Genomic DNA, 22,561 nt, shown 5'->3' on the forward strand with positions numbered 1-22,561 from the left:
TCCGTTCGTAGGACGCGGGCATTGTTGTTCCTGCGTTTTCGTCCGCGCTGTCACTATGCATTAGCGATGATGATCTTTTTCAACAGTAAAGTTTCATGCCTTGCGGACTATCGACGAAACCTGCGGCGTAAAGGATTTGCCGGTATTCATTGCGTGCTTTCAATGATGTTCCGTTCATTTCGCTGAAGCTGATGCTGCCGCTGGGTTGGCGCTGCAATACGTAGGCAAGTTCGGCGCATGACGGTCTTAATATTGTTTCGTCTGCGGTGAAGCTGACAATTTTATGGCTTTTTGGCACGGAGAACAGTACCGGTTCGCCTTGTTTGAGCACAATGATGGACCCGGATCTGCGTGCTGGTTTGAGGTAATCCTGTTCTGGCCAGGCGATTGCGGAACCAGTGAGATTGGCGGGATCGATCACGTCGAGCGCAACGCAGGATTGACTGTGCCATTGCGTGTCGCTGCGCAGCGCGTCGACGGTGTCTCGTTCCGCGAATTGTGCCGCGCCAAAACCTTTCACGAACATGCCTCGGACCAGTGTGCCATGTTCTTCCATTCGTTTGAGTACCGGATAGAGCGCTGAAAATCCTCCGGCAATCCGTTCCTTGTCAACCAAAGGAGCGGCAATCACGCCGTATCGGTCCAGTAATGAGTCGATGAGCGCCAGCTCACGCTCCTCTACACTTGCCGTATGCGCCATGCCAATGCCGGTATCGCTGTTTTCGAGCATGCCCGGCTCGATAACACCGTCTAGTGGTTTGTTTGGCATAACGGTTCGCCCGTCGCCACAAGATACTGCGGACCATAATCCACTCAGCGCCAATGGTGTTGGAGGACGCATGGTGACGCGTCTACGCGCGGCACGACGGGGTGCGCGAACGGTTTTGCCTCCGTGCAGAAGCGCTCGTACTGGTGCGAACGAACTGTTCGTCATTTTCCCCTGCCATACCAGTGACCATAAGGCTTCTTCGAACTGCCGCTCGCCCCATGCCGGAAAGATGATTTCGCCCGTTTCGGGGTTCACCTGCGCTTCGGCATGCTCAAGCCAGATGGTTTTTGTCACGGCTGAAAGCAGTTGAATAGGAAATGCTCCGCCACCGCTTAACGCCGTTAACACGGCATCCGGCATGGTCAACGTTTCATTATCGTTCAGCTTATCCACCGCCGATTCAGGCTGGTTGAGCAGCAAGGAACCTGCTGGATAGAAGGCGATCTCACCAGCTTCTTTGGCGTTGGATCCACTTGCTTTCGAACCGACCCACACCACATCCGACGATGAGATGAGTTCGTCGAGCATACTAGGCTGATAGTCACGCACACGTGCCGGGAATACCATGGACTCCCATACCGAAGCGTTCAGGAACACGCCTTCCAACTGCTCGATGACACGCATCAGACCATCAACGCCTTCGTAGCGTTCACCTCCAACAGGGCCAACGCCCTGACGATTAAGCAGAAACGCCTGATAGACGCTCGGATCGACCGGTTTGACGGCCTTTCTGGCCTTGGCAAGAGACAATGCTCGAATACGCCGGAAAACATCCTTGTGGAGCCATTGCTGAATATCGTTCTTTTCGGAAGTCTCACCTGAATCAGTGAATCTTCCCTTGATGAGTTCTCCTCGGGCATCCAGTTCATCAAGCGCATGCACCGCCTGAGCCGCGTCAATGCCCAGTTCGGCAATCATCTTGTCAGCGGTGAATGGTCCATGCGTTTTGGCGTATCTTGTTACGCGCCCGCCGATATCTTCTTCGGCGAGATCATTCCAGAATGTTCGCCCAGCAAGCTCGCCCTCCACTTGTGTAATAGCTTCGGCGTCCAACAACGATGCCATATCCGTGCTTCCTAGAAGCCGTTCGAGCACTTCCAGATCCATGGACAGCAACTGCGTGCTTCGTTCGGCTTGGGGCACGTCATACTGGTACATCACCGATCCAACGAAGCCGAACAGCATGTTCTGCGCAAACGGAGAAGGTGTTTCAGTAGTTGCCTCCGATAAAAGTATTGTTCCCGCATGCAGGCCTGTCATAATCGTGCGTAATGCCGGCAAATCATATACGTCCTGCAGGCATTCGCGCGCAGTTTCCAACAAGAGGGGGAAGTTCTTGCAAGTACGAGCCGCATTCAACAGTTGCGCGGCCTTCAACCGCTGCTGCCAGAGAGGCACACGCTTACCGGGACGTGTGCGCGGCAGAAACAGTGATCTGGCCGCACATTCGCGGAATCGAGCCATGTAAAGCACGCTTTCGCCAACTTGCGTCTCAACAGTGCGTTGCAATTCGTCCACGTCGAATAGCAACAGCTCACGTGTAGGCAAATCGCCGTAACCGTCCGGCAATCGTAAAACAATGCCATCGTCGACCGCGTACACTTGACCGTCGAAACCAAACCGCTGTTTGATTCGAGTGGTGATGGCTAACGCCCAAGGCTCATGCACGCGCCTACCATATGGTGAATGGATGATGATGCGCCAATCTCCGCCTTCATCCCGGCAACGCTCCACCACGAGATCACGATCCGAAGGAATCGTACCGGTCGCTTCACATTGCTCGTCAAGCAGTTTGGCAAGATTGCTTATGGCATTATGGTCGAGACCATCTCGTTCCAAACGTTGCGCGGTCTCACGGTTGAACTGTGCTTCCAATACAGTCTGAGCCGTATTCTGATCACCATTCTTTGCTGGTTCACGCCTATGCAATCCTTGGCTGAGCTCACGCGTCAAACGCCCTTGCGCCAATCCGAAACCATAATCACGCCCATCCTGATCCCCATGCCAAAATGGCAAGCGCGCGGTGCGCCCGGGAGCAGGAACCACCACTACCCTATCTCGTGTGATCTCCTGAATCTGCCAGGTGGAAGTCCCCAAAGTGATGACATCTCCCACGCGGGATTCGTATACCATTTCCTCATCAAGCTCGCCCACTCGCCGAGGACCTGGACCAGAGCCCTCTTCTGGAAGCACCACCGCGTACATGCCACGGTCGGGTATGGTGCCGCCACTGGTCACCGCCAAGCGTTGCGCTCCTGGACGTGCGGAAATCAGCTTTGCCTCTTCGTTGTATTGCAGCGGTGGACGGAATGCGGAAAAGCTCTCACTGTTGTAGGCGCCCGTCATCATGCCGACGACAGCGTCGAACATAGACCGGTCGAGATTTTGGAAAGGTGCGGAACGACGCACAAGCTCGTACCAATCGTTCGTGGAAAGATCTTCCATGGCCGCGGCTGCGACGGTCTGCTGTGCGAGCACGTCCAGAGGGTTGCGGGGCATATGCAATGGTTCTATAGCCCCTTCCCTCATGCATTCCATGCTGGTTGTTACGCCAATAATCTGTTGGCGGGTTATGGGGAAGAACAACGCGTGCGAGACTCCGCCGACATTGTGGTCGGCACGGCCCACTCGCTGCAATCCCGATGCGATCGACAATGGGGCGGCCACCTGAACCACGAGATCCACCGAACCCATATCGATGCCGAGTTCCAGGCTGGAAGTGGCCACCACGCAACGTAATTCGCCGCGTTTTAACTGTTCTTCGATCTGTTTACGTCTATCTTTTGACACGGACCCGTGATGAGCCATGGCAATCGCATCAATGTCTTCATGCGATTCAACCAGCATGGTGGTGGATCCCACCACCGAGTCATAGTGCCCGGCAAATTGCTCGCGGCCCTCCGGTGAGCCCAAGTCACGGTGCTCACTCAGATCAGTTGCCACCGTGCCCTGTTTCGACTCCGCATACATGTCGTTGAGCCGTGCGGTGAGCTTCTCCGCCAGTCCACGCGAGTTGACAAATATCAATGTGGTTCGGTGCCGCAACACCTCGTCGAGAATGGACCGTTCAATGACCGGCCATACCGAACCGCCTGTAGCGCTGGTGTCGAGCATATTGCGCAATGGTTCCACGGCTTTTAAATCCATGGCCGGAACAGCGCCGGGGTTCACCACCGTTACCGGTTGCGAACCACCGAGAAACCGTGCTACTTCCTCAACGGGATTAACGGTTGCCGAAAGCCCTATGCGTTGCACTGGATGCCCAATCAACTTATCAAGGCGTTCGAGGCTGACAGCGAGGTGCGCGCCGCGTTTTGTACCTGCGACCGCATGAATCTCGTCGACGATCACCGTCTCCACGCTCGTCAATATGCTGTTCGCCTTGGAGGTGAGCAGCAGGAATAGTGATTCCGGCGTGGTGACGAGAATATCCGGCGGATGGCTGACGATTCTTCGACGTTGTTCAGGTGTGGAGTCGCCGCTGCGCATGGCCACTTCGACATCGGGGATGGGCAGCTCCATCGCCTCATACTGCTGGGAAATTCCCTGCAATGGCAGTTCAAGGTTCTTCGCCACATCAGCGCCAAGCGCCTTCAGAGGCGAAATGTATAGCACTTTGACGCCACGCTTCGTTTTCTTGCGGGAGCCTTTCCCTGCAGCTTTTTGTTCCGCATGGCTCTTGGCTGCCGCGATTTCGCCATGAACATCCACTCCTGCGGAACGCGTCCCGCCCGCCATAAGCCGGTCAAGAGCCGAAAGGAACGCACAAAGGGTTTTACCCGACCCTGTGGGCGCCACAACGAGCACGTTCTCGCCGGAATGGATGGCCGGCCACACCTGCTGCTGGACTTCAGTGGGCCGACTGAACGCATGTTTGAACCATGCCTTGGTCGGCTCTGAAAACAGGTTCAAACATTCGTACATACGTTCGATGATCGCATTACCGCAAGACGTTATTCATCTTCGTCGGCAACCCATTCGAGCACATCTCCCGGTTGACAACATAACGTCTCGCATATGGTATCAAGCGTGGAAAACCGTATCGCCTTGGCCCGCCCGTTCTTCAACACCGAAACATTGACCGGCGTTATGCCTATAGCCTCCGCCAGCTCATTGACGCTCATCTTCCTTTTGGCGAGCATCACATCAAGGTTCACACGAATGGCCATATCAGATCACCGCCGCCAGTTCATCACGCTGTTCGATGGCCTGCATCAACAGCGAGCGCATCACCACCATCAACAGTTCGAACGCCGCGATCAGTAGAAGCGCCGCCACTCCGACCGCCAGCACGACGTATGGAAACATTTGCCCGTCAACCCCCATCGCAGCCATCAGAAAGCGTGAAGGCGACAACCAGATTTGACCGACCATCACGGCGAGCACCAGCATGCCTTCAATCCCCGCATATACGAGAATGTGATTCACCCAACGCATGGCCTTGCCGGAAAAGACATCACGTTTTTCAACCAAGGTCAGCAATCTCCACAGCGGCACCAACGCGAACTCGAAGCAAGCGACAATCAGCACTGCGGCAACCGCATACAGCCAATGCATCGAGTCAGCGTCGGCATACTTGGAAGCAACGCCAGCGGATGCCGCAATCGCACTGAACTGCAGTCCGAGGCAGCATATTGCAATTATCACAATCAGCACACGCAATACGCCAATCACCATGGAACGTTTCGCTGCGGAATTCGGCATGATATCCGTCTCCTTCAATCCAATAAACCTGAATATCGATAATAATCTATCGATATTCGATATGCAAATCTTGTGAAAGTATGTTAATCGATATTTTTCTATCGTTTTTCGATATGTACGATGACGTCCAACATATCTCAGAAAGGAATCATTATCATGCCGGAACCAGCCAACACTTCCCCATCGCAGACTTCGCAATCCCAACAATCATCGCCATTACCAGAAGCACAAGAAACCCAAGAAACACCAAAAACACAAGGGAGCCAGCCAACACATGAACCATCCGCGCATCAGGAGGAACAACCTTTGGCGAAACCCAAAATCACGCGGGAAGAAATAGCGCAACGCCCCCTCAACAAACGCGCGGTCATCACCATTGGCGCTGCATTTCTCATCACTTTCGCATTCGACCGTCTGATCTGCAGCATACCTCCGACATGGCTTATCGGATATGAACTGCCGGTTTTCTGGATCATCTGTGCTCTTACCGTAACCGCGCTGCACTGGAAAACCGCACGAAAACAAGTTCTTGTTTGGCTTGTTTTGGGAAGCATCGTCGCCATTGGCGTGTGGAATACACTCGCTCAGTCGACCTGGTGCTATTCGAGAAATGACGAGTACGCGCTCACCACGCAATTCGTTCAACCGGCGTTGCTTATGCTGCACTGTCAGCTGGTCAACGGGCGTTATGATGTTCGCCGTCCACTTCAGGTTGCCTGGAATTGGCTTACCGGCTGGTTGCAGCAGCCGTTTATTCACATTCGCGATTTTGCGGAACCGTTTTCCGTCATATTCGCAAGATTTGCAGTCGCGTCGAAGCAACGTTCGAAAGTGCGCGAAATCGGCATTGCGCTACTGATTTCCACTCCATTGCTTCTGACGATCGTACCATTGCTCATCGGAGCCGATCAAATAGTTCAATATGAAGTGCTGAACGTTTTCAGTGATTTCAACCCGATGACGATCACTCTGCACATCATGTTCATCGTGTTGCCGTGGCCTTTGCTGTTCTCACTGCTTATTGGACTCGACGATGAACCCACTTCCACGCCTCCGGAGCAACGATTCTCCCTCAGCTCGGTAACTGCGTTCGTGGTATTGGCCGTGACTTTGACTGTGTACATGCTGTTTTGCATCGTACAGATCCGGTTCCTGTTCGCAGGATTGTTCACCGATGGTTCGATCGCACTGCCAGACGGATTGACCTATAGCGAATACGCACGCGGCGGATTCTTTCAACTGCTGGCAGTCACGGCCATTAATGTGACGCTATTTGGTTTGGCGATCGCACTCGCGCCACGTACGCGCATGCTCAACGCGGCACTGGTAGCATTGCTGGCGTTAACCGCCGTCATTCTAGCTTCGGCGGCGCTTCGGTTAGGACTGTACATCAACGCATACGGTTTGACTTGGCTGCGGTACCTTTCGGCGTCATTTATCGCCCTGCTTGCGATCGCGATTCTGCTATGCCTTATTCGCCTGAAAATACGACAACTGCCATTGGCTGCAACCATGACCGCACTGCTTATCGTATGGTACGTGGCGCTCGGCTTCAGCAACCCGAACCATATATGCGAAATCTACAATGCGGCTCATGGTATCGCAATGGCAATGGCGACAACACCGTATCAGTCGATGGTCTGACCAGCGCACTTTTTACGCAGGCTCTCGTGCATGATCACCATCAGCACCAGGAAAGCCAACATGTACAGAGGGAACCACAGCACACTGATATGCTGTGCGATCAAGCCGAATACCGGCGGCATGCACATCGAGCCGACGTATGCGCATGCCATTTGCATGCCGACGATCGCCTGCGATTTGTCTTCGCCGAAATATGCCGGCGTGGAATGAATGACGCACGGGTAGATCGGTGCGCAGCCAAGACCGACAATCATCAGTCCCATAATGGTGCCGATATTGCGAGGCAGCGGCAGCAACATGATGACGATACCGGTCAGCACCAGCGCCTGCCCCAGGCGAATCATGGCCGGATCATTAAACTTCATGGTCAGGAAACCACTCGCCAAGCGACCCACGGTGATGCCGATGCAGAACAGGCTGGCCCACATAGCCGCCGTGGTCTTATCGATGCCCTTGCCAAGCGCCATGTAGCTACTAGCCCACAGCATGGCCGTCTGCTCCAATGCGCAATAGCAGAAGAACATCACCAGGATTTCTTTGGCGCCACGAATGGCGAGCACACCTCGCACACCAAGCGGTTTGCGAGTTTCATCATTGGCCGTTCCGTCGGATTCGCCGGAAACTTCGCCCGTCTTTACCTCGGAACGCTTCTTCCACAGTGGCAGACTGAAAATAAGAATGGCGGTGAGCACAACCTGCAGTATGGAGATATAACGGTAGCCCCACGACCATCCTTGGCCGGCGCCCAAGGCGAATCCCATGATGTATGGGCCAGTCAACGCGCCAATGCCCCACATGGCGTGAAGCCAGCTCATGTGACGGCTCTCGTAGTGGATCGCCACATAGTTGTTGAGGGCCGCGTCAACGCCGCCCGCACCCAAGCCGTACGGAATGGCAAGCAGAATCAGCACCCAATAGTTAGGAGCAACGGAAAAGCCGAACAATGCCAACGCCGTCAACGCCACGGAAACCGCAGTGACCTTGCCCGCACCAAAACGCAAGGTCATACGATCGGAAAGCAACGCGGAAACAATGGTGCCAGCGGAAATCGTCATGGAAATGCCGCCAGCCCACGAAATGGGAGCACCCAAATCGACACTCATCGTCGGCCATGCGGCACCCAGTACCGCATCCGGCAGGCCAAGGCTGATGAACGCCACATAAATCACCGCAAGCAAAAGATTAACCACGCCCTACTCCTTCTTGATCGGTAGCCGCAGAAGACAATATCCGCCATTATTGTAAGCACATATAGCTACCAATCGGTAACTACTTGATTGCACTATCTACCGTAGAATCTTCAACCTTTACCACACGGAATCGCATACCATCTTCACTAAAAAATACCCTCCGAAACGTCTTGACGTAGCGGAAGGCGAGCTGACGACAACCTCGATCAGGTATCGATCTTCGAACGGTCGAAATCGTCGGCATTCTCAACGATGAACGCTTTACGCGGCGGCACGTCATCGCCCATCAGCAGACTGAAAATCTGACTGGCCTGTTCGGCGTCTTCCATACGGATACGACGCAGCATACGTGTGCGTGGATCCATAGTGGTGTCGGCCAGCTGGTCGGCGTCCATTTCACCCAGACCCTTATAGCGCTGAATGTCCTCGTTATAGCTGATGTGCTTCTTATCAAGATCAGCCAATTTGCCGGCCAGCTCATCGTCGGAATACGTGTAGATATACTCCCCCTTGTGAGCTCCGGTCAAGGCGATGCGGTGCAGCGGAGGCACGGCCGCATACACGTGACCGTACTCGATGAGCGGCCGCATGTAACGGTAGAACAAGGTGAGCAGCAGAATGCGGATGTGCGCGCCATCGACATCTGCATCGGTCATCATAATGACCTTGTTGTAACGTGCTTGCTCGATGTCGAAGCTCGCTCCGGAGCCAGCGCCGACCACCTGAATGATCGCCGCGCATTCCTTGTTCGACAGCATCTGCGACAACGACGCCTTCTGCACGTTGAGAATTTTACCTCGAATCGGCAGCAACGCCTGGAAACCGGAATTACGCGCGGCTTTGGCGGTGCCAAGTGCGGAATCGCCCTCCACGATGAACAGTTCGGCCACATCGTCATTGCCTGGCTGGCAATCAGACAGTTTCGGTGGCATGGATGCCGATTCGAGCGCGTTCTTGCGTCGCGTCACCTCTTTGGTCTTACGTGCTTGGATGCGGGCGTGCATTTCGCCGACGATCTTTTCAAGCACGCGGCCGGACTGTTCCTTATAGCCACGTTTGGAGCCGGTGATCATCTCGCCGAACTGCCTGTCGGTCATTTTGCTGACGATCGGCTTGACCTGCGCGGTGCCGAGCACATCCTTGGTCTGACCTTGGAACTGTGGTTCGGCGATACGCACAGTGACGACGGCAACCAGACCTGCCAGAATATCGTCACGTTCGACTTTCATGTTGGAATCTTTGAGATTCACTTTGAGCTTACGTGCATTGTCTTCGATGGCTTTGCGAATCTGCTTGGTCAGGCCCAACAGATAGCCATCCACATGGGTTCCACCGCCCGGGGTTTCCACCACATTGACGAAGCTGCGCATGGTGGTGTCGTATCCGTTGGTCCACCGCATGGCGATATCGACGGCACAATTTCTCGTAACCTTCTGCGCGTGCAGTTCACCGCCATCGCCTACGGCTTGGGTTTCCTCAACATAGGTGTCTTCGCCAGTGATACGCCAAATAGCGGAAACCGCTTCGCCTTTGGACAGGTAATCCACGAAATCCTTCACACCGCCGGTATGGCAGAATTCCTCGATACGGGAGTGGGTATACTTCGATCCCTGAGGTTGTGCCGCAACATCGGCTTCCTCGATCTGCTCCGCAGCTTCCTCGTGCCCGGCAGCGTCATGTTCAGATTCATCGCTTTCGGCAATTTCCTGCGGTTCATCACCTGCAGCATTTGCAATATCGTCGACTTCCAGCATTTCGTCGACTGATTCATCGCCGGTTTCCGGAATATTCTCATCGATAACAGTGATTTTCAAACCCGGCACCAGGAAGCTGGTCTGCCTGACGCGATCAATCAGCTGCTCGTAGCTGAATTCCGCGGTGTCGTTGAAAATCTCCGGATCAGCCCAATAACGAATGCGAGTTCCCGTGGTCTTCGGACTGACCTTGCCAATGATTTCAAGCTCAGTCGGACGGTTTTTACGCGTGCGTTTGAATGGCGCATCCGGAGATGGGTGCTCCGGATCAGCATCGGTATACACACCAGGATGACCCTGATGGAATGACATATGATGCGTCTTGCCGTCACGATCCACTTCCACGTCAAGACGGGAGCTCAACGCGTTCACCACTGACGAGCCCACGCCATGCAAACCGCCCGAGGCTCCGTACGAAGAGTTACCGAATTTCGCGCCGGCATGCAATTTGGTCAACACCACTTCCACACCGGTAAGTTTGGTTTTCGGCTCGATGTCAACAGGGATACCGCGGCCGTTATCGGCCACTTCCACGGAACCGTCGCTGTGCAACGTCACAACGATATGATTGCAGACTCCCGCAAGAGCCTCATCGACGGAATTATCGATGATCTCCCACAGGCAGTGCATCAGACCTTGGCTATCGGTGGTGCCGATATACATGCCCGGGCGCTTGCGCACCGCGTCAAGACCTTCAAGCACGGTAAGACTACCTGCGCCGTAATTGTCCTTGTCTTTCGCCATTTTCCTCATTCTGACTTGCAGTTTTGCTTCGGTTTTCATCCATAAGAACGTCTTGTAGACGTAAGAAGTCGAGAAATTCGATATTCTTACCGAATTTCTCGACTTCATTCACCTCTTGTTTCAATCACTGATCAAGGAAGTCACGCAGCGTCTGCGAGCGAGACGGGTGACGCAACTTCGACATGGTCTTCGACTCGATCTGGCGAATACGCTCACGGGTAACGCCATACACGCGGCCAATGTCGTCGAGCGTCTTGGGCTGGCCATCTTCCAAGCCATAACGCATCTTGATCACGCCAGCCTCACGCGGAGACAACGTTTCAAGCACCTGCCTGAACTGCTCCTGCAACAGCGAGAAGGCAACCGCGTCGGACGGCGCGATGGCGTCGGTGTCTTCGATCAGATCGCCGAACTCGGAATCGCCATCCTCACCCAACGGCGTATGCAAGGAAATCGGCTCACGGCCGTACTTCTGCACTTCCTGCACCTTCTCGACAGGCATGTCGAGCTCGCGTGCAAGCTCATCCGGCGTGGGTTCGCGGCCAAGATCCTGCAGCATCTGACGCTGCACACGAGACAGCTTGTTGATCACTTCGACCATGTGCACCGGCACGCGAATGGTACGCGCCTGGTCAGCCATGGCTCGGGTGATGGCCTGACGAATCCACCACGTGGCATAGGTGGAGAACTTAAAGCCCTTCTTCCAGTCGAACTTCTCGACGGCGCGAATCAAACCGAGGTTGCCTTCCTGAATCAAATCCAAGAACAGCATGCCACGGCCGGTGTAACGCTTAGCCAACGAAACCACAAGTCGCAGATTGGCTTCCAGCAGGTGGTCCTTGGCACGCCTGCCATCGTTCGCAGCCCACTTGAGCTCACGCTTGCGTTTGAAGTCCATCTGGTCGGATTCGGTGTCCAGCAGGTGCTGGGCATACAGACCGGCTTCGATACGCTCGGACAGATCGACTTCCTGTTCCGCATTCAGCAGGCTCACACGACCGATCTGCTTCAGGTAATCCTTGACCGGATCAGCAGTCGCACCCGCCGCAATCACACGACGCTTCGGATTGCCGGATGGGGTCAGATTCTCATCATCATCGTCATCACGCACCACGAAAGCGCCCTTTTCCTTAGGCTCTTCCGGCTTTTTGCGTTCTTCCTCATCCTCGTCGTCATCATCTTCAGGTTCGGATTCCTCGTCGTCGTCGAGGTCATCCTCGTCATCCGAATCGACGTCATCGAGATCGGCGTCGAAATCGTCAAGATCGGCGTCGTCTACCTGAGCGTCCTCATCGTCAAGTGCATCATCCTCGAGCGGCTCCTCCTTCTTGGCAGGGGCGCTCTTCTTCGCGGTAGTCTTGCGAGGGGTCTTCGTTGCGGTGTTTTTCTTCGCCGCACTCTTCTTCGTGGAGGCCTTGCGCGTGGCGGCTTTCTTCGTGGAGGTGGTCTTTTCGGTCAGATCAGCCTGTTCCATGCTTGCCGTCGTTTCCTTGGTGGCCAAACTTATCCTCCTATTGATCCTGCCTCGAAGCGTATACCATATGGACCCACTTCTGGCAAGGGCAAATCGTCAACTATGTGAGTAAACCATCTTGCAAGGACGATTATTCCCGCATAATGAGGCCTTCACGCGCAAGTCACGCCACTTTACGGCGTGTTGCCTTATGTTTCCGACGTCCAGGCAGGACCAATACGTCGTTCAACCGCCGAGCATACAATCGCCGCCAGCGAACATTGATCATCTATCGCGAGCGCGCTGATGGCTGATGCCATGGCTCCTTCCTGGCCCATCCACCACATGATGTAGCTGATCACGGCGAACGGCTGCGCCCGATATGTCTTCGGAATCATATCGATAATGTCGAACAGCATGTTGATCGCCTGATCGCAACGTTTCATATCGGGTCTGGCTAGGGGATCACGGAATGAATCGCTGAGCAGCTGTTCCAGACGCTGCGCATTACGAGACAGCTTGGGTCTTTCGGCGAAACTCATGAGAAAGTCTCGGTCGGCGTATCGTTCGTCAACGATGGCGGAAATGAGAAATACGTCACGAATGGACAGCATCCGATTGATGCCCACCGTAGTCCGCATGATCATATTCCGGTCAAGACCGCATTCGGCATGGAATTCGCCTTCCGAATGGGAAACGCTCTCGTCCGATGCCTGCGCAAGCGCGTCCATCCATATGAAAAGCGGTTCACGAATGAACGAACGCACTGTTTCGCCCACGCCGTCGGATCTGCAATCCCTTTCGAATCGGCTGATGGCTTCTTCCATTTCAGTCCCGGTGATGCGTCCGGTTTTGTTGGTTGTCATTATTCTGCCCTCCTTGGCATGGTCTATCGGCTTCCTCGCTCGCCGCTTATATGGCACTATGCCCGATGAGCCGATGCGATGCCGCTTTTTTCGAGGCCTGTGGTCGGAGGATGGCTTCTTCGGCGTTTCGCAAAATGATTTCGGTACCGCAACTATTGCAATCATTGAGATTTGGTCTTGTCGAATGCCTGTGGATAACTGTTGGTATGACTAGCTCCTCCGATTTGGAACAGATTGAATCACGCATTGTTTCGTTGGTGAAGGATTTCGCATTCCTTCATGCGGACGATTCGGTTGCCTCCTCTTGCAGGCCTATTGCCGACATGGTCGCCAAGCAGGCGGTCACGTCAAGTGAGGGTGGCAAGCGGCTTCGCGCCTTGCTGACGTTGGATTCGTTCCGCGCATTCGCTTCGGAGGATGTGCGAGAACGTGATTTCGACGCGCTTCTCGATTTAGCGTGCGCGGTGGAAGTGTTCCAGACCGGTGCGCTGGTGCATGATGACATCATCGATGATTCCGATCTGCGCCGTGGCAAGCCGTCTGCGCATCGCGCATTCTCCACTGGTACGCATAGCGAGGCCATCGGCCATGGCTTGGGCATCATGCTCGGCGACATGTTGGCCACGGCAAGCGTGGACATCGCGGACAAGGCAGCTCCCAAGCTCACTCATGGTTCCGATGTGGTCGCGGCATTGCTCAACATGCACCGCGAGGTCGAAGTCGGTCAAGTACTCGATTTGGCCGTAGAGCTCAATCCGTTGGACGATCCAGACGAACTGGTGGAAGCTTCATTGAACGTATTCCGCTGGAAAACCGCCAGCTACACCACCATTGCCCCACTGGAATTCGGCATGCTTGCCGCGGGTATAGGCAAAGACGATGCGAGGAAGCAGGCATTGGCAGTCGGCTTGCCTCTTGGATTGGCCTTCCAGCTTGCAGACGATCTTCTGGATGTTGTCGGTTCGAGCAGCAATACGGGCAAGCCCGTTGGAGGAGATATCCGCGAAGGCAAGCGCACGGTGCTTCTAGCCGACGCCATCAACGCGGCGAACGACACGCAGCGGCGAGAGCTCATCGACTTGTGGGAGGCCGATTCGCGTTCCGAAACTCAAGTAAAACGCGCCATTGAACTATTTGAGCAAACAGGAGCCATCGAACGTTCCCGCGGTAGAATCGCGGATTTGTGGAATGAATCGAAAACAGCTATCGAAACATTGAGCCTTTCCGAATACCACAAGTCACTGCTCATCGAGGCCTGCTCACGTTTCGTGCCAAGTATTCACGTCCAAACACGCGCGTGACACGCGACCTGCGTGTTTTCCAACCAACATCCGGACAGGACGCGCGTTCGTTGCACAATCCGCAAACCTCTGCTTGTAGACTACAAGTGGGAACACGTTCGAACGTGAGTTGTTTTGAAGAAGGAACCGTAGCGATCAACCATGAGTGAAGCTCCACACGCCCCTGAAGGTCAGGTCATCGAGGGCCGGTATCGGGTCGTCAGCAGAATCGCCGATGGCGGCATGGCCACGGTGTACCAAGCGGTAGACGAACGTCTGGAGCGCACGGTCGCCATCAAAATCATGCATACCCAGCTGGCGCAGGGACCGCACCGGGACCAGTTCGTGGAACGATTCCATCGTGAAGCCCGTTCGGCCGCGGCCATTGCCAATCCGCATATCGTGCAGGTGTATGACACCGGCGAATTCGACGGTCTCGATTATCTCGTCATGGAGTATGTTCACGGCGTGAACCTGCGTTACGAAATGAACCAGCAGGGTACGTTCAGCGTTCGAGAGACGTTACGCATTATTGGCGAGACATTGGATGGCCTCGCTTCCGCACATCGTGCGGGCGTGGTGCATCGCGACATCAAGCCGGAAAACATTTTGCTTAACGACCGTGGCCATGTGCAGATCACCGATTTCGGCTTGGCTAAAACGGTATCGCAGGCCACACTCTCCTCCACCGGCATACTGCTGGGAACAGCAGCATATCTAGCACCGGAAATGATCGAGAAGAATCAAGCCACACCTCAGGGGGATTTGTATTCCGTGGGCATCATGGCTTGGGAGATGCTCGCCGGCAACGTGCCATTCACTTCAGATAATCCAGTAACACTGGTATTCAAGCATGTTCACGAGGATGTGCCAAGCATTGCCACCGCTTGCAAAGGCATCAATGAAGGCGTGGCCGCATTCCTTGCCCATCTCACGGCTCGCGCGGTCGAGGCTCGTCCAGCAGACGCATCCGTTGCGTTAACCGAGCTGCAGCGTCTGCAATCGACGCTTGCGGTCAGCGATTGGCAGTATCGTCTTCCCCCGGTAGACGTCAGCGCTTCCGACAGTGCTGCGCCCGCAAATAACGGTGCGCCAACCAATGTCGGCAATCCTGTTCCTCCCGCTCCCCCGGCACCGCCGACGCAGCAATTCGATGATCGCACACGCAAGCTGGACAGGGTCAAGACGAACGCAACAACCGTCATGCCGGTGCAGCAACAGAACATCGATCCAGAAGCGACGACACGTTTCTCGCTGCCGGCAGACGGCATCGTCAATAGCCTTGACAATGCCGTCGACAGCGCTGCATCGCAATCCCCCATCGCGCAAAGCGACGAATCCGGCAATACTCCAAACAGCAAATCCGCGAAAAAGCGTCGCACACCGCTCATCGTCGCAGGCGTGGTGGCGCTGCTGCTTGCATGTGGCGCCGGCGGTTGGGCATGGTGGTATTATCAGGGCCCCGGCAGCTATTGGACCATGCCCCAGCCGGATGGTATGACATGCGACGCGTCCGCAGCATGCCCCATCACCAATGTGAAGTGGAGCGACTACGAGAGTCTGCTCAAGATTTCCGATATCGAATATGAGGTGTCGGAAGAGTATAGCGATTCCGTGGAGGAAGGCAATATCATCTCCACCGACCCGGCGAATGTCGGCGATCGCGGCAGCAAGCGTCGTAGCCAGAAAGTCAAGGTCGTGGTCTCCAAGGGAGTCCGGCAGGCGACGGTTCCCGCCGATATTCTCGACGCGACCAGCGCATCCGGCAAGGATCCAATCAACGCACTGAAGAAGGCTGGATTCGATAATGTCGAGCAGACCGCGGCTTCTGATGACACGTATTCCATTGACGTGCCTCAAGGGGCGTTGCTGTCGTTAAGTGTGGATCCCGGCGCCACATTGCCGCATAATACGACGATCACCGTCACAGTGTCGCAGGGGCCAAAGCCAGTCACTATGCCCGATATCGTCGGCAAGACGAAGGACGAGGCACAGCAGGCGCTGGATGATCTTAGACTCACCACCAATTGGACGGAATCCTTCGACGACAAGATTCCACAGGGGCAGGTGATTTCCGCTTCCGTCAACAACGGTGATACGTTGCATTGGGGAGACAGCGTCGACGTGGTGGTTTCCAAAGGACCGGAAACCATAACCCTGCCGAATTATGTGGGGCAGAAAGCCTCTGACGCCAAAGCCGCATTGGAAAAACTCGGATTCACGGTCAAGGTAAGTTCGCAGCTCACGTTGGATTCCAATCAAGACAAGAAGGTCGCTTCGCAGGATCCGGTAGGTGGCACCGAAGTGCGTCTTCGCGACGAGAACGGCATACCAACCACCATCACATTGAAGATGTATTCCTCACTGTTCTAAAAGTGCATTACCTGCTTTGCCAAACATCATGGTATAGGCATAAGGAAAGCCCCGGCTCGTGTAGTGTCGTGCCGGGGCTTTTCTCTTTGGTTTCTCAGCTGTTCGCCTGTTCGGCGGCTTTCTGAGCCTTAAGCTGTTCCTTGACTTTCTGAGCGTATTCGTTCACGTATTCCTGACCGCTCATCTTCTGAATTTCCATGGTCACGCGATCAGTCAGCGTGCGCAAATCGTCGTGCGTGATCTGGTCGGCGGGCTTCTTCTCCACGGCAATCGGTTCGCCGTAGACCACTGTGGTCTTGCCCTTACCAGGAATAATCTGACCGGGCTTCTGCAACTCGCGAGATCCGATAATGGCGGACGGAACGATTGGGCATCCGGTTTCAAAAGCAAGTCGCGCAGCTCCGGTATGACCTTTATAGAGGCGACCGTCAGGGCTACGCGTGCCCTCAATATGAATGCCGAACAGGTGGCCGTCTTCGAGGATTTCACGCGCGTGGTTCAATGCGCCAAGCGATTTCGACCCACCGGAACGATCCACGGGGAACACGCCAACCGAAGTGAACCACCACTTCTTGAACTTGCCTTTGATGCCCTTGCCTTCGAAATACTCGGCTTTGCCCATGAAATGAATCATGCGCGGACAAGTCAGCGGCAACAGCGCGTCATCGATGACGGCAAGATGATTGGCTGCGATAATGGCACCGCCTTCGCGCGGAATGTTTTCAAGTCCCTTGGCAGTCGGTCCCATGCGGTGGATGGCGATCGGTCCCAGGCCTTTGACGAAAAACCAGTAGAGCATTTTTCACGATCCTCCTAGCGGATGGCCATCCGCTTGATTACAGTTATCAGTATGACTGACCTCAACAATAGCAATGCCGATGAAGAACGCCCAAATGCCGCGCCGAATGGTGGCGAAGGGGCTTCTTCAAATGCGGACGATTTGGATGCCGCATGGGCTGAATTCGCAAGTTCGCATGCCGACGATTTACAGGCCGTGGAGCATTCTCGTAACGCGAAACGTTTTGAAAAGCATGCGCAGCGCCGTGAGAAGGAGGCGTTGCTTTCGATTCAGGATTTGGATCAGGGCACGTTCACTGATGACACTCCGCAAGGTCGTGGACCGCGCGATTTCACTGGTTCCAGCTGGTTGGACACCGATAGTGTAATGGATCGTTACGGTGATGATTTCACTCCTCCGAATCCCTCCATCGGTCATGTCAAGATATCGAAGTTGGTGTTTTGGGTGCTTTTGATCGCTGGTGTCGCCGGTATCATCGCATCTGCGTTCATGCCTGCTTTGGCTGGGATTTTGGGATCGATTTTCGGTGTGTGCGCGTTGATTGGCGCTGCTGGATTGATCGTACAGCACAAGGGACATACACAAACCCGCCGCGATGTTTTCGATGATGGAGCTCGCGTATAGCAACATATGGAGAAGACTGCATCAGCTACGTCTTTTGTGCTCTTCTCTGTGATATTTGTCGCTGCGATACGTATAAGGCGTGTCTCGTCGTTGAGTGTTTTGACGAGACACGCCTTATACGTTCTTATGATCTGCCATTTCGCCGAATATCAAGCTTTCTTGGACTGGGCGGCGGTGATCCACTGGTCAAGCAGTGCCGAGGCCTTGCCTGAATCAACGGTTTCTTCGGCAATGGCATAGGCCGCTTTGAATCGTTCAGTCAGGCTGGCATCAGCTGGCACCTGATGGCCGTCCGCAACAATCGCGGATGCCGCGTTGAGCAGGGCGGTAGTGCGGAAAGGAACGTCCTTGCCTGCAAGGAAGTCACGGAACAGCTGAGCGTTGAGCTCCGGCTCTCCACCCTTTAAGTCAGCCACCGTCACCTTGTCGAGACCAAGCTCCACAGTCGGATCGAATTCACTCTCAGTGACTTTGCCGTTGCTGAACTCCCAGATGGACACCGGACCAGTCGGAGCCATTTCGTCAAGTCCCTCGCTTGACGTGTACACCATGCCGGTCTGTCCATTAGCCGCATATACCGCAGCCATGATCGGGCTCATTGCGCGATTGGCACAGCCCACCGCCATGTGCTTCGGCGAGGCCGGATTGGTCAGAGGTCCAAGAACGTTGAATACGCATGGCATGCCGAGCGCCGCACGGACAGGTCCCACGAAGCGCATTGCCGGATGGAATGTGCGTGCGAAAGCGAATGCGATGCCGCATTCGTTGCCGACCTCAGCAACCTGTTCCGGTTCCAGATCGAGCGGCAGTCCCAGCGCCTCGAAGCAATCGGCAGTGCCGCACTTGGAAGAGGCTGCACGATTGCCGTGCTTCACGACTTTCGCTCCGGCTGCGGCAGCCACCACCGCGCCCATGGAAGACAGATTCACCGTCGCGGCGCCGTCTCCACCGGTACCGACGATATCGGTGGTCTCACCGTCGATATCAAGTTTGATGGCATGGGAGACCATGGCCTTGGCCGCTCCACGCACCTCATCCGGAGTCAAGCCAAGCTGCTGCTGGGTTGCCAGAACCGCACCGACGGCCGCCGGATTAGCGTTGCCGTTCATGAGGTCATCGACGAACCACTCGGATTCCTCGGCACTCAGATGGTCCCCTCCGACCAGCTTGGTGAGGATCGACTTCCATGTGATTTCAGCCATGATGCCCTCCTTGACGCTTCAGCATGTCACGTTGTTGATACGATATCGCCGCCATTGTAACCGTTCTACATTTCATGGTTTTTCAACGTCCATATCACGAACAGGTAATTGCAGAAAAGCGCTCATCATAAACAACACAGACATTTTCAATATCTATCTTCCGCATATCGGGCAACGAGCATGAAACAAAAAGGCGGTCTGCGAAAAATCCGCAAACCGCCTTCATTATGCGCGAATCATCAGAGCATCACACGATATGTCACTGTTCGTTCTGTCCGTGGCACATCTTGTACTTACGACCGGAACCGCACGGGCACTGGGCGTTCTTGCCAGTTCCCGGGAAGGTGCGGCCATCCGCCCACGGAGAGCGCAATTCCTCGCTCTTCGGGCGCTTATTGGCAGGAACCTTGCCCTCAGCATGGCTGATCGGCTGCATGCCTACGATGCCAGGCTCATTCTTCTGTTCTTCGGCCAGTTCGTCGATGACGGTCTTCTCGGCCTCATCGTCGGTTTCCGGCTCGGCAGGAGCGGTTTCACCGGTCGGCTGCGCTTCGCTATCCAGGCCCATCACCGCTTCGGCTGCGTTCACGGCCTCTTCCTCATCGGATTCGGTTTCGGCGTCTTCGGTGGTGGCGACACGATCGATGTCAACGTGGAACAGCAGCTGGATGGTCTCCTCCTTGATTGCTTCAATCATGGAGTTGTACATCTGATAGCCTTCGCGCTGGTATTCGACCAGCGGATCGCGCTGACCCATACCACGCAGACCGATGCCGTCCTTGAGATAATCCATCTCATACAGGTGTTCGCGCCACTTGCGGTCAAGAACCGCGAGCACGACACGACGTTCCAGCTGACGCAGACCCTCTTCACCAAGCTTGGCTTCGAAGTCGGCATACTGGTCCTTTGCGTCGGAAACGATAAGCTCCTGCAGGGCTACGATGGCCTTGTCTCCCTTGAGCTTGGAGACAGCGTCCTTGGCGGCTTCCGGATCGACGGCAATCGGGTACACGGCGTTCAGAGCCTTGAACAGGCCTTCCCAATCCCAATCCTTCGGCTTGTCAGAACCCTTGTTGGCGCCCTTGATGTAGCTCAATACCGTATCGTCGATGAACTTGAGGATATCCTCGTGGATGTCTTCGCCCTTGAGCACAGCCTGACGCTCGGCGTAGATGACGGTGCGCTGCTTGTTCATCACGTCATCGTACTTGAGCACGTTCTTACGGATTTCGAAGTTGCGGGATTCCACGGCCTTCTGTGCGGTGCGCACGCCCTTGGAAACGCTCTTCGCTTCGATCGGCTCGCCTTCCGGCATGCCCTTGGCCATAACGCGGGCCACGAGCTGGGTGTTGAACAGACGCATCAGATCGTCTTCGAGCGACAGGTAGAAACGGGACTCGCCCGGATCGCCCTGACGTCCGGAACGGCCGCGCAGCTGGTTGTCGATACGACGGGATTCGTGACGCTCGGTACCAAGCACGTACAGGCCGCCGAGTTCAACGACCTCTTCATGCTCGTCCTTGACCTGCTCCTTGATTTCGGCCAAGGTGCCCGGCCAACGCTTCTCGTACTCGTCCGGAGTGTCATCCGGAGAATAGCCTTCGGACTTGAGCTTCGCATCGGCAAGGAACTCGACGTTGCCGCCGAGCATGATATCGGTACCACGGCCTGCCATGTTGGTAGCCACGGTGACGGCGCCCTTACGGCCCGCGACGGCCACGACGGCGGCTTCCTTGTCATGCTGCTTCGCGTTCAGCACCTGGTGGGGAATGTTGGCAACGTCAAGCAGGGACGACACGATTTCGGAGGATTCCACGGAAGCGGTACCCAGCAGCACCGGCTGGCCCTTCTTGTGGCGCTTGGCAACATCGCGCACGATGGCGGCAAGCTTCTCCTTCTTGGTACGGAAGATCAAATCGTCCTTGTCTTCGCGAATCATCGGCTTGTTGGTCGGAATCGGGAGCACGCCCAGCTTATAGGTGCCCATGAACTCCGCGGCCTCGGTTTCTGCGGTACCGGTCATGCCCGACAGCTTGTCGTACATGCGGAAGTAGTTCTGCAGGGTGATGGTGGCGAAGGTCTGGTTCTCAGCCTTGACTTCCACGTTTTCCTTGGCTTCGATTGCCTGGTGCAGACCTTCGTTGTAACGACGACCCGGCAGGATACGGCCGGTGTGTTCGTCGACGATGAGCACTTCACCGCCAGTCACCACGTAGTCGCGGTCGCGCAGGAACAGTTCCTTGGCCTTGATGGCGTTGTTCAGGTAGCCGATCAGTGCGGTGTTGTTCGGCTCGTACAGGTTGTCGATGCCGAGATAATCCTCGATCTTGTTGATGCCTGGATCGAGAATGCCGACGACCTTCTTTTTCTCGTCGACCTCATAGTCCTCGTCACGGGTGAGCTTGAGCACCAGACGTGCGAACTGACGGTACCAACGGGTCACGTCGCCTTCGGCCGGACCGGAGATGATCAACGGGGTACGGGCCTCGTCGATGAGGATGGAGTCGACCTCATCGACGATGGCGAAGTGGTGGCCGCGCTGCACCAGATCGGACTTTTCCCACGCCATGTTGTCACGCAGGTAGTCGAAGCCGAACTCGTTGTTGGTGCCGTAGGTGATGTCGGCGTTGTACTGCTTGCGGCGCTCCGGCGGTTTCTGGTTGGTGATGATGCAGCCGGTGCTCATGCCGAGGAAGCGGTAGACACGACCCATCAGCTCGGCCTGGTAGCTTGCCAGGTAGTCGTTGACGGTGACGACGTGCACGCCCTGGCCGTCGAGTGCGTTCAAGTATGCCGGCAGGGTCGCCACAAGGGTCTTGCCTTCACCGGTCTTCATTTCGGCGATGTTGCCCCAGTGCAGCGCCGCGCCACCCATGAGCTGCACGTCGAAGTGGCGCAGGCCCAAGGTGCGCTTGGATGCCTCGCGCACGGTGGCGAAGGCTTCCGGCATGAGCTTGTCGAGGGATTCGCCATTGTCGAGACGCTGCTTGAACTTGGCGGTCTGGCCCTTGAGCTCTTCGTCGTTGAGCGCTGCAATCTCATCTTCCAGCGCGTTGGTCGCCTGTGCTACGTGCTCAAGCTTCTTGATCTGTCGGCCTTCGCCCATTCGCAGGGCTTTGTCAACGATATCTACCACAATCACTCCCTTTGTGTATGCGA

14 protein-coding genes are annotated in these 22,561 nt (G+C 55.4%); 4 read left to right on the forward strand and 10 right to left on the reverse strand.

Going from position 1 to position 22,561, the window contains the following annotated elements; genetic code table 11:
* Nucleotides 1-79: 79 nt before the first annotated feature.
* Genes KSY55_RS07015 through KSY55_RS07025 form a run of 3 tightly spaced genes read right to left on the reverse strand, consistent with a single transcriptional unit; the run spans nt 80 to nt 5,473 of the window.
* Nucleotides 80-4,693: a DEAD/DEAH box helicase gene (locus KSY55_RS07015; RefSeq protein WP_217749636.1), complete on the reverse strand. Its 4,614-nt coding sequence runs from the start codon at nt 4,691-4,693 to the stop codon at nt 80-82.
* Between the two features lie 29 nt (nt 4,694-4,722).
* The gene (locus tag KSY55_RS07020) at nt 4,723-4,938 is read right to left on the reverse strand and encodes a helix-turn-helix transcriptional regulator (RefSeq protein WP_004220392.1); all 216 of its coding nucleotides are present in this window, start codon (nt 4,936-4,938) and stop codon (nt 4,723-4,725) included.
* A 1-nt stretch (nt 4,939) separates the two neighbouring features.
* A complete protein-coding gene (locus tag KSY55_RS07025; RefSeq protein ID WP_022245125.1) occupies nt 4,940-5,473 on the reverse strand; it encodes a DUF2975 domain-containing protein in 534 nt (177 codons plus the stop codon).
* Nucleotides 5,474-5,779: 306 nt separating this feature from the next.
* Here KSY55_RS07025 and KSY55_RS07030 point away from each other — a divergent pair, with 306 nt between their 5' ends.
* Nucleotides 5,780-7,117, forward strand: a complete 1,338-nt coding sequence (locus KSY55_RS07030; protein WP_034881085.1) for a DUF4153 domain-containing protein — start codon at nt 5,780-5,782, stop codon at nt 7,115-7,117.
* Here the strand turns inward: KSY55_RS07030 and KSY55_RS07035 are convergent.
* From KSY55_RS07035 to KSY55_RS07050, 4 genes are all read right to left on the reverse strand, one after another.
* A complete protein-coding gene (locus KSY55_RS07035) occupies nt 7,102-8,307 on the reverse strand; it encodes a sugar MFS transporter (protein ID WP_034881083.1) in 1,206 nt (401 codons plus the stop codon). The genes KSY55_RS07030 and KSY55_RS07035 overlap by 16 nt on opposite strands.
* Nucleotides 8,308-8,513: 206 nt before the next feature.
* On the reverse strand, nt 8,514-10,814 hold the full coding sequence (locus KSY55_RS07040) for a type IIA DNA topoisomerase subunit B (RefSeq protein WP_055063607.1): 2,301 nt from the start codon (nt 10,812-10,814) through the stop codon (nt 8,514-8,516).
* A gap of 115 nt (nt 10,815-10,929) precedes the next feature.
* Nucleotides 10,930-12,306, reverse strand: a complete 1,377-nt coding sequence (locus KSY55_RS07045) for an RNA polymerase sigma factor (RefSeq protein WP_217749635.1) — start codon at nt 12,304-12,306, stop codon at nt 10,930-10,932.
* A gap of 161 nt (nt 12,307-12,467) precedes the next feature.
* The gene (locus tag KSY55_RS07050; RefSeq protein WP_022245128.1) at nt 12,468-13,124 is read right to left on the reverse strand and encodes a hypothetical protein; all 657 of its coding nucleotides are present in this window, start codon (nt 13,122-13,124) and stop codon (nt 12,468-12,470) included.
* Nucleotides 13,125-13,330: 206 nt separating this feature from the next.
* Here KSY55_RS07050 and KSY55_RS07055 point away from each other — a divergent pair, with 206 nt between their 5' ends.
* A complete protein-coding gene (locus KSY55_RS07055; RefSeq protein WP_217749634.1) occupies nt 13,331-14,425 on the forward strand; it encodes a polyprenyl synthetase family protein in 1,095 nt (364 codons plus the stop codon).
* Between the two features lie 141 nt (nt 14,426-14,566).
* The gene (locus tag KSY55_RS07060) at nt 14,567-16,777 is read left to right on the forward strand and encodes a Stk1 family PASTA domain-containing Ser/Thr kinase (protein WP_022245130.1); all 2,211 of its coding nucleotides are present in this window, start codon (nt 14,567-14,569) and stop codon (nt 16,775-16,777) included.
* A gap of 94 nt (nt 16,778-16,871) precedes the next feature.
* Here the strand turns inward: KSY55_RS07060 and KSY55_RS07065 are convergent, their stop codons facing one another.
* Nucleotides 16,872-17,576 carry a 1-acyl-sn-glycerol-3-phosphate acyltransferase gene (locus tag KSY55_RS07065; RefSeq protein WP_055063489.1) on the reverse strand — a complete coding sequence of 235 codons (705 nt, stop codon included), beginning with the start codon at nt 17,574-17,576 and terminating at the stop codon, nt 16,872-16,874.
* 51 nt (nt 17,577-17,627) lie between these two features.
* On the opposite strand from KSY55_RS07065, the gene KSY55_RS07070 reads away from it, so the two are divergent.
* Nucleotides 17,628-18,200, forward strand: a complete 573-nt coding sequence (locus KSY55_RS07070) for a GlsB/YeaQ/YmgE family stress response membrane protein (protein WP_065439824.1) — start codon at nt 17,628-17,630, stop codon at nt 18,198-18,200.
* A gap of 149 nt (nt 18,201-18,349) precedes the next feature.
* Here the strand turns inward: KSY55_RS07070 and trpD are convergent, their stop codons facing one another.
* Together trpD and secA are read right to left on the reverse strand one after the other, a co-directional pair.
* Nucleotides 18,350-19,402 carry an anthranilate phosphoribosyltransferase gene (gene trpD / locus KSY55_RS07075; protein WP_004220435.1) on the reverse strand — a complete coding sequence of 351 codons (1,053 nt, stop codon included), beginning with the start codon at nt 19,400-19,402 and terminating at the stop codon, nt 18,350-18,352.
* 259 nt (nt 19,403-19,661) lie between these two features.
* Entirely contained in the window at nt 19,662-22,538 is a 2,877-nt protein-coding gene (secA, locus tag KSY55_RS07080) for a preprotein translocase subunit SecA (protein WP_117501709.1), read from the reverse strand.
* Nucleotides 22,539-22,561 lie beyond the last annotated feature (23 nt).

Source organism: Bifidobacterium sp. MSK.13.1, from assembly GCF_019131435.1.
In the GTDB taxonomy this organism is placed as follows: Bacteria; Actinomycetota; Actinomycetes; order Actinomycetales; family Bifidobacteriaceae; genus Bifidobacterium; species Bifidobacterium pseudocatenulatum.

Coding starts and splice junctions, on each gene's coding strand:
- KSY55_RS07070 (WP_065439824.1), top strand. CDS start 17,628: ATGACTGACCTCAACAATAGCAATGCCGATGAAGAACGCCCAAATGCC.
- KSY55_RS07025 (WP_022245125.1), bottom strand. CDS start 5,473: ATGCCGAATTCCGCAGCGAAACGTTCCATGGTGATTGGCGTATTGCGT.
- KSY55_RS07015 (WP_217749636.1), bottom strand. CDS start 4,693: ATGTACGAATGTTTGAACCTGTTTTCAGAGCCGACCAAGGCATGGTTC.
- KSY55_RS07020 (WP_004220392.1), bottom strand. CDS start 4,938: ATGGCCATTCGTGTGAACCTTGATGTGATGCTCGCCAAAAGGAAGATG.
- KSY55_RS07055 (WP_217749634.1), top strand. CDS start 13,331: ATGACTAGCTCCTCCGATTTGGAACAGATTGAATCACGCATTGTTTCG.
- KSY55_RS07050 (WP_022245128.1), bottom strand. CDS start 13,124: ATGACAACCAACAAAACCGGACGCATCACCGGGACTGAAATGGAAGAA.
- KSY55_RS07065 (WP_055063489.1), bottom strand. CDS start 17,576: ATGCTCTACTGGTTTTTCGTCAAAGGCCTGGGACCGATCGCCATCCAC.
- trpD (WP_004220435.1), bottom strand. CDS start 19,402: ATGGCTGAAATCACATGGAAGTCGATCCTCACCAAGCTGGTCGGAGGG.
- KSY55_RS07040 (WP_055063607.1), bottom strand. CDS start 10,814: ATGAGGAAAATGGCGAAAGACAAGGACAATTACGGCGCAGGTAGTCTT.
- KSY55_RS07060 (WP_022245130.1), top strand. CDS start 14,567: ATGAGTGAAGCTCCACACGCCCCTGAAGGTCAGGTCATCGAGGGCCGG.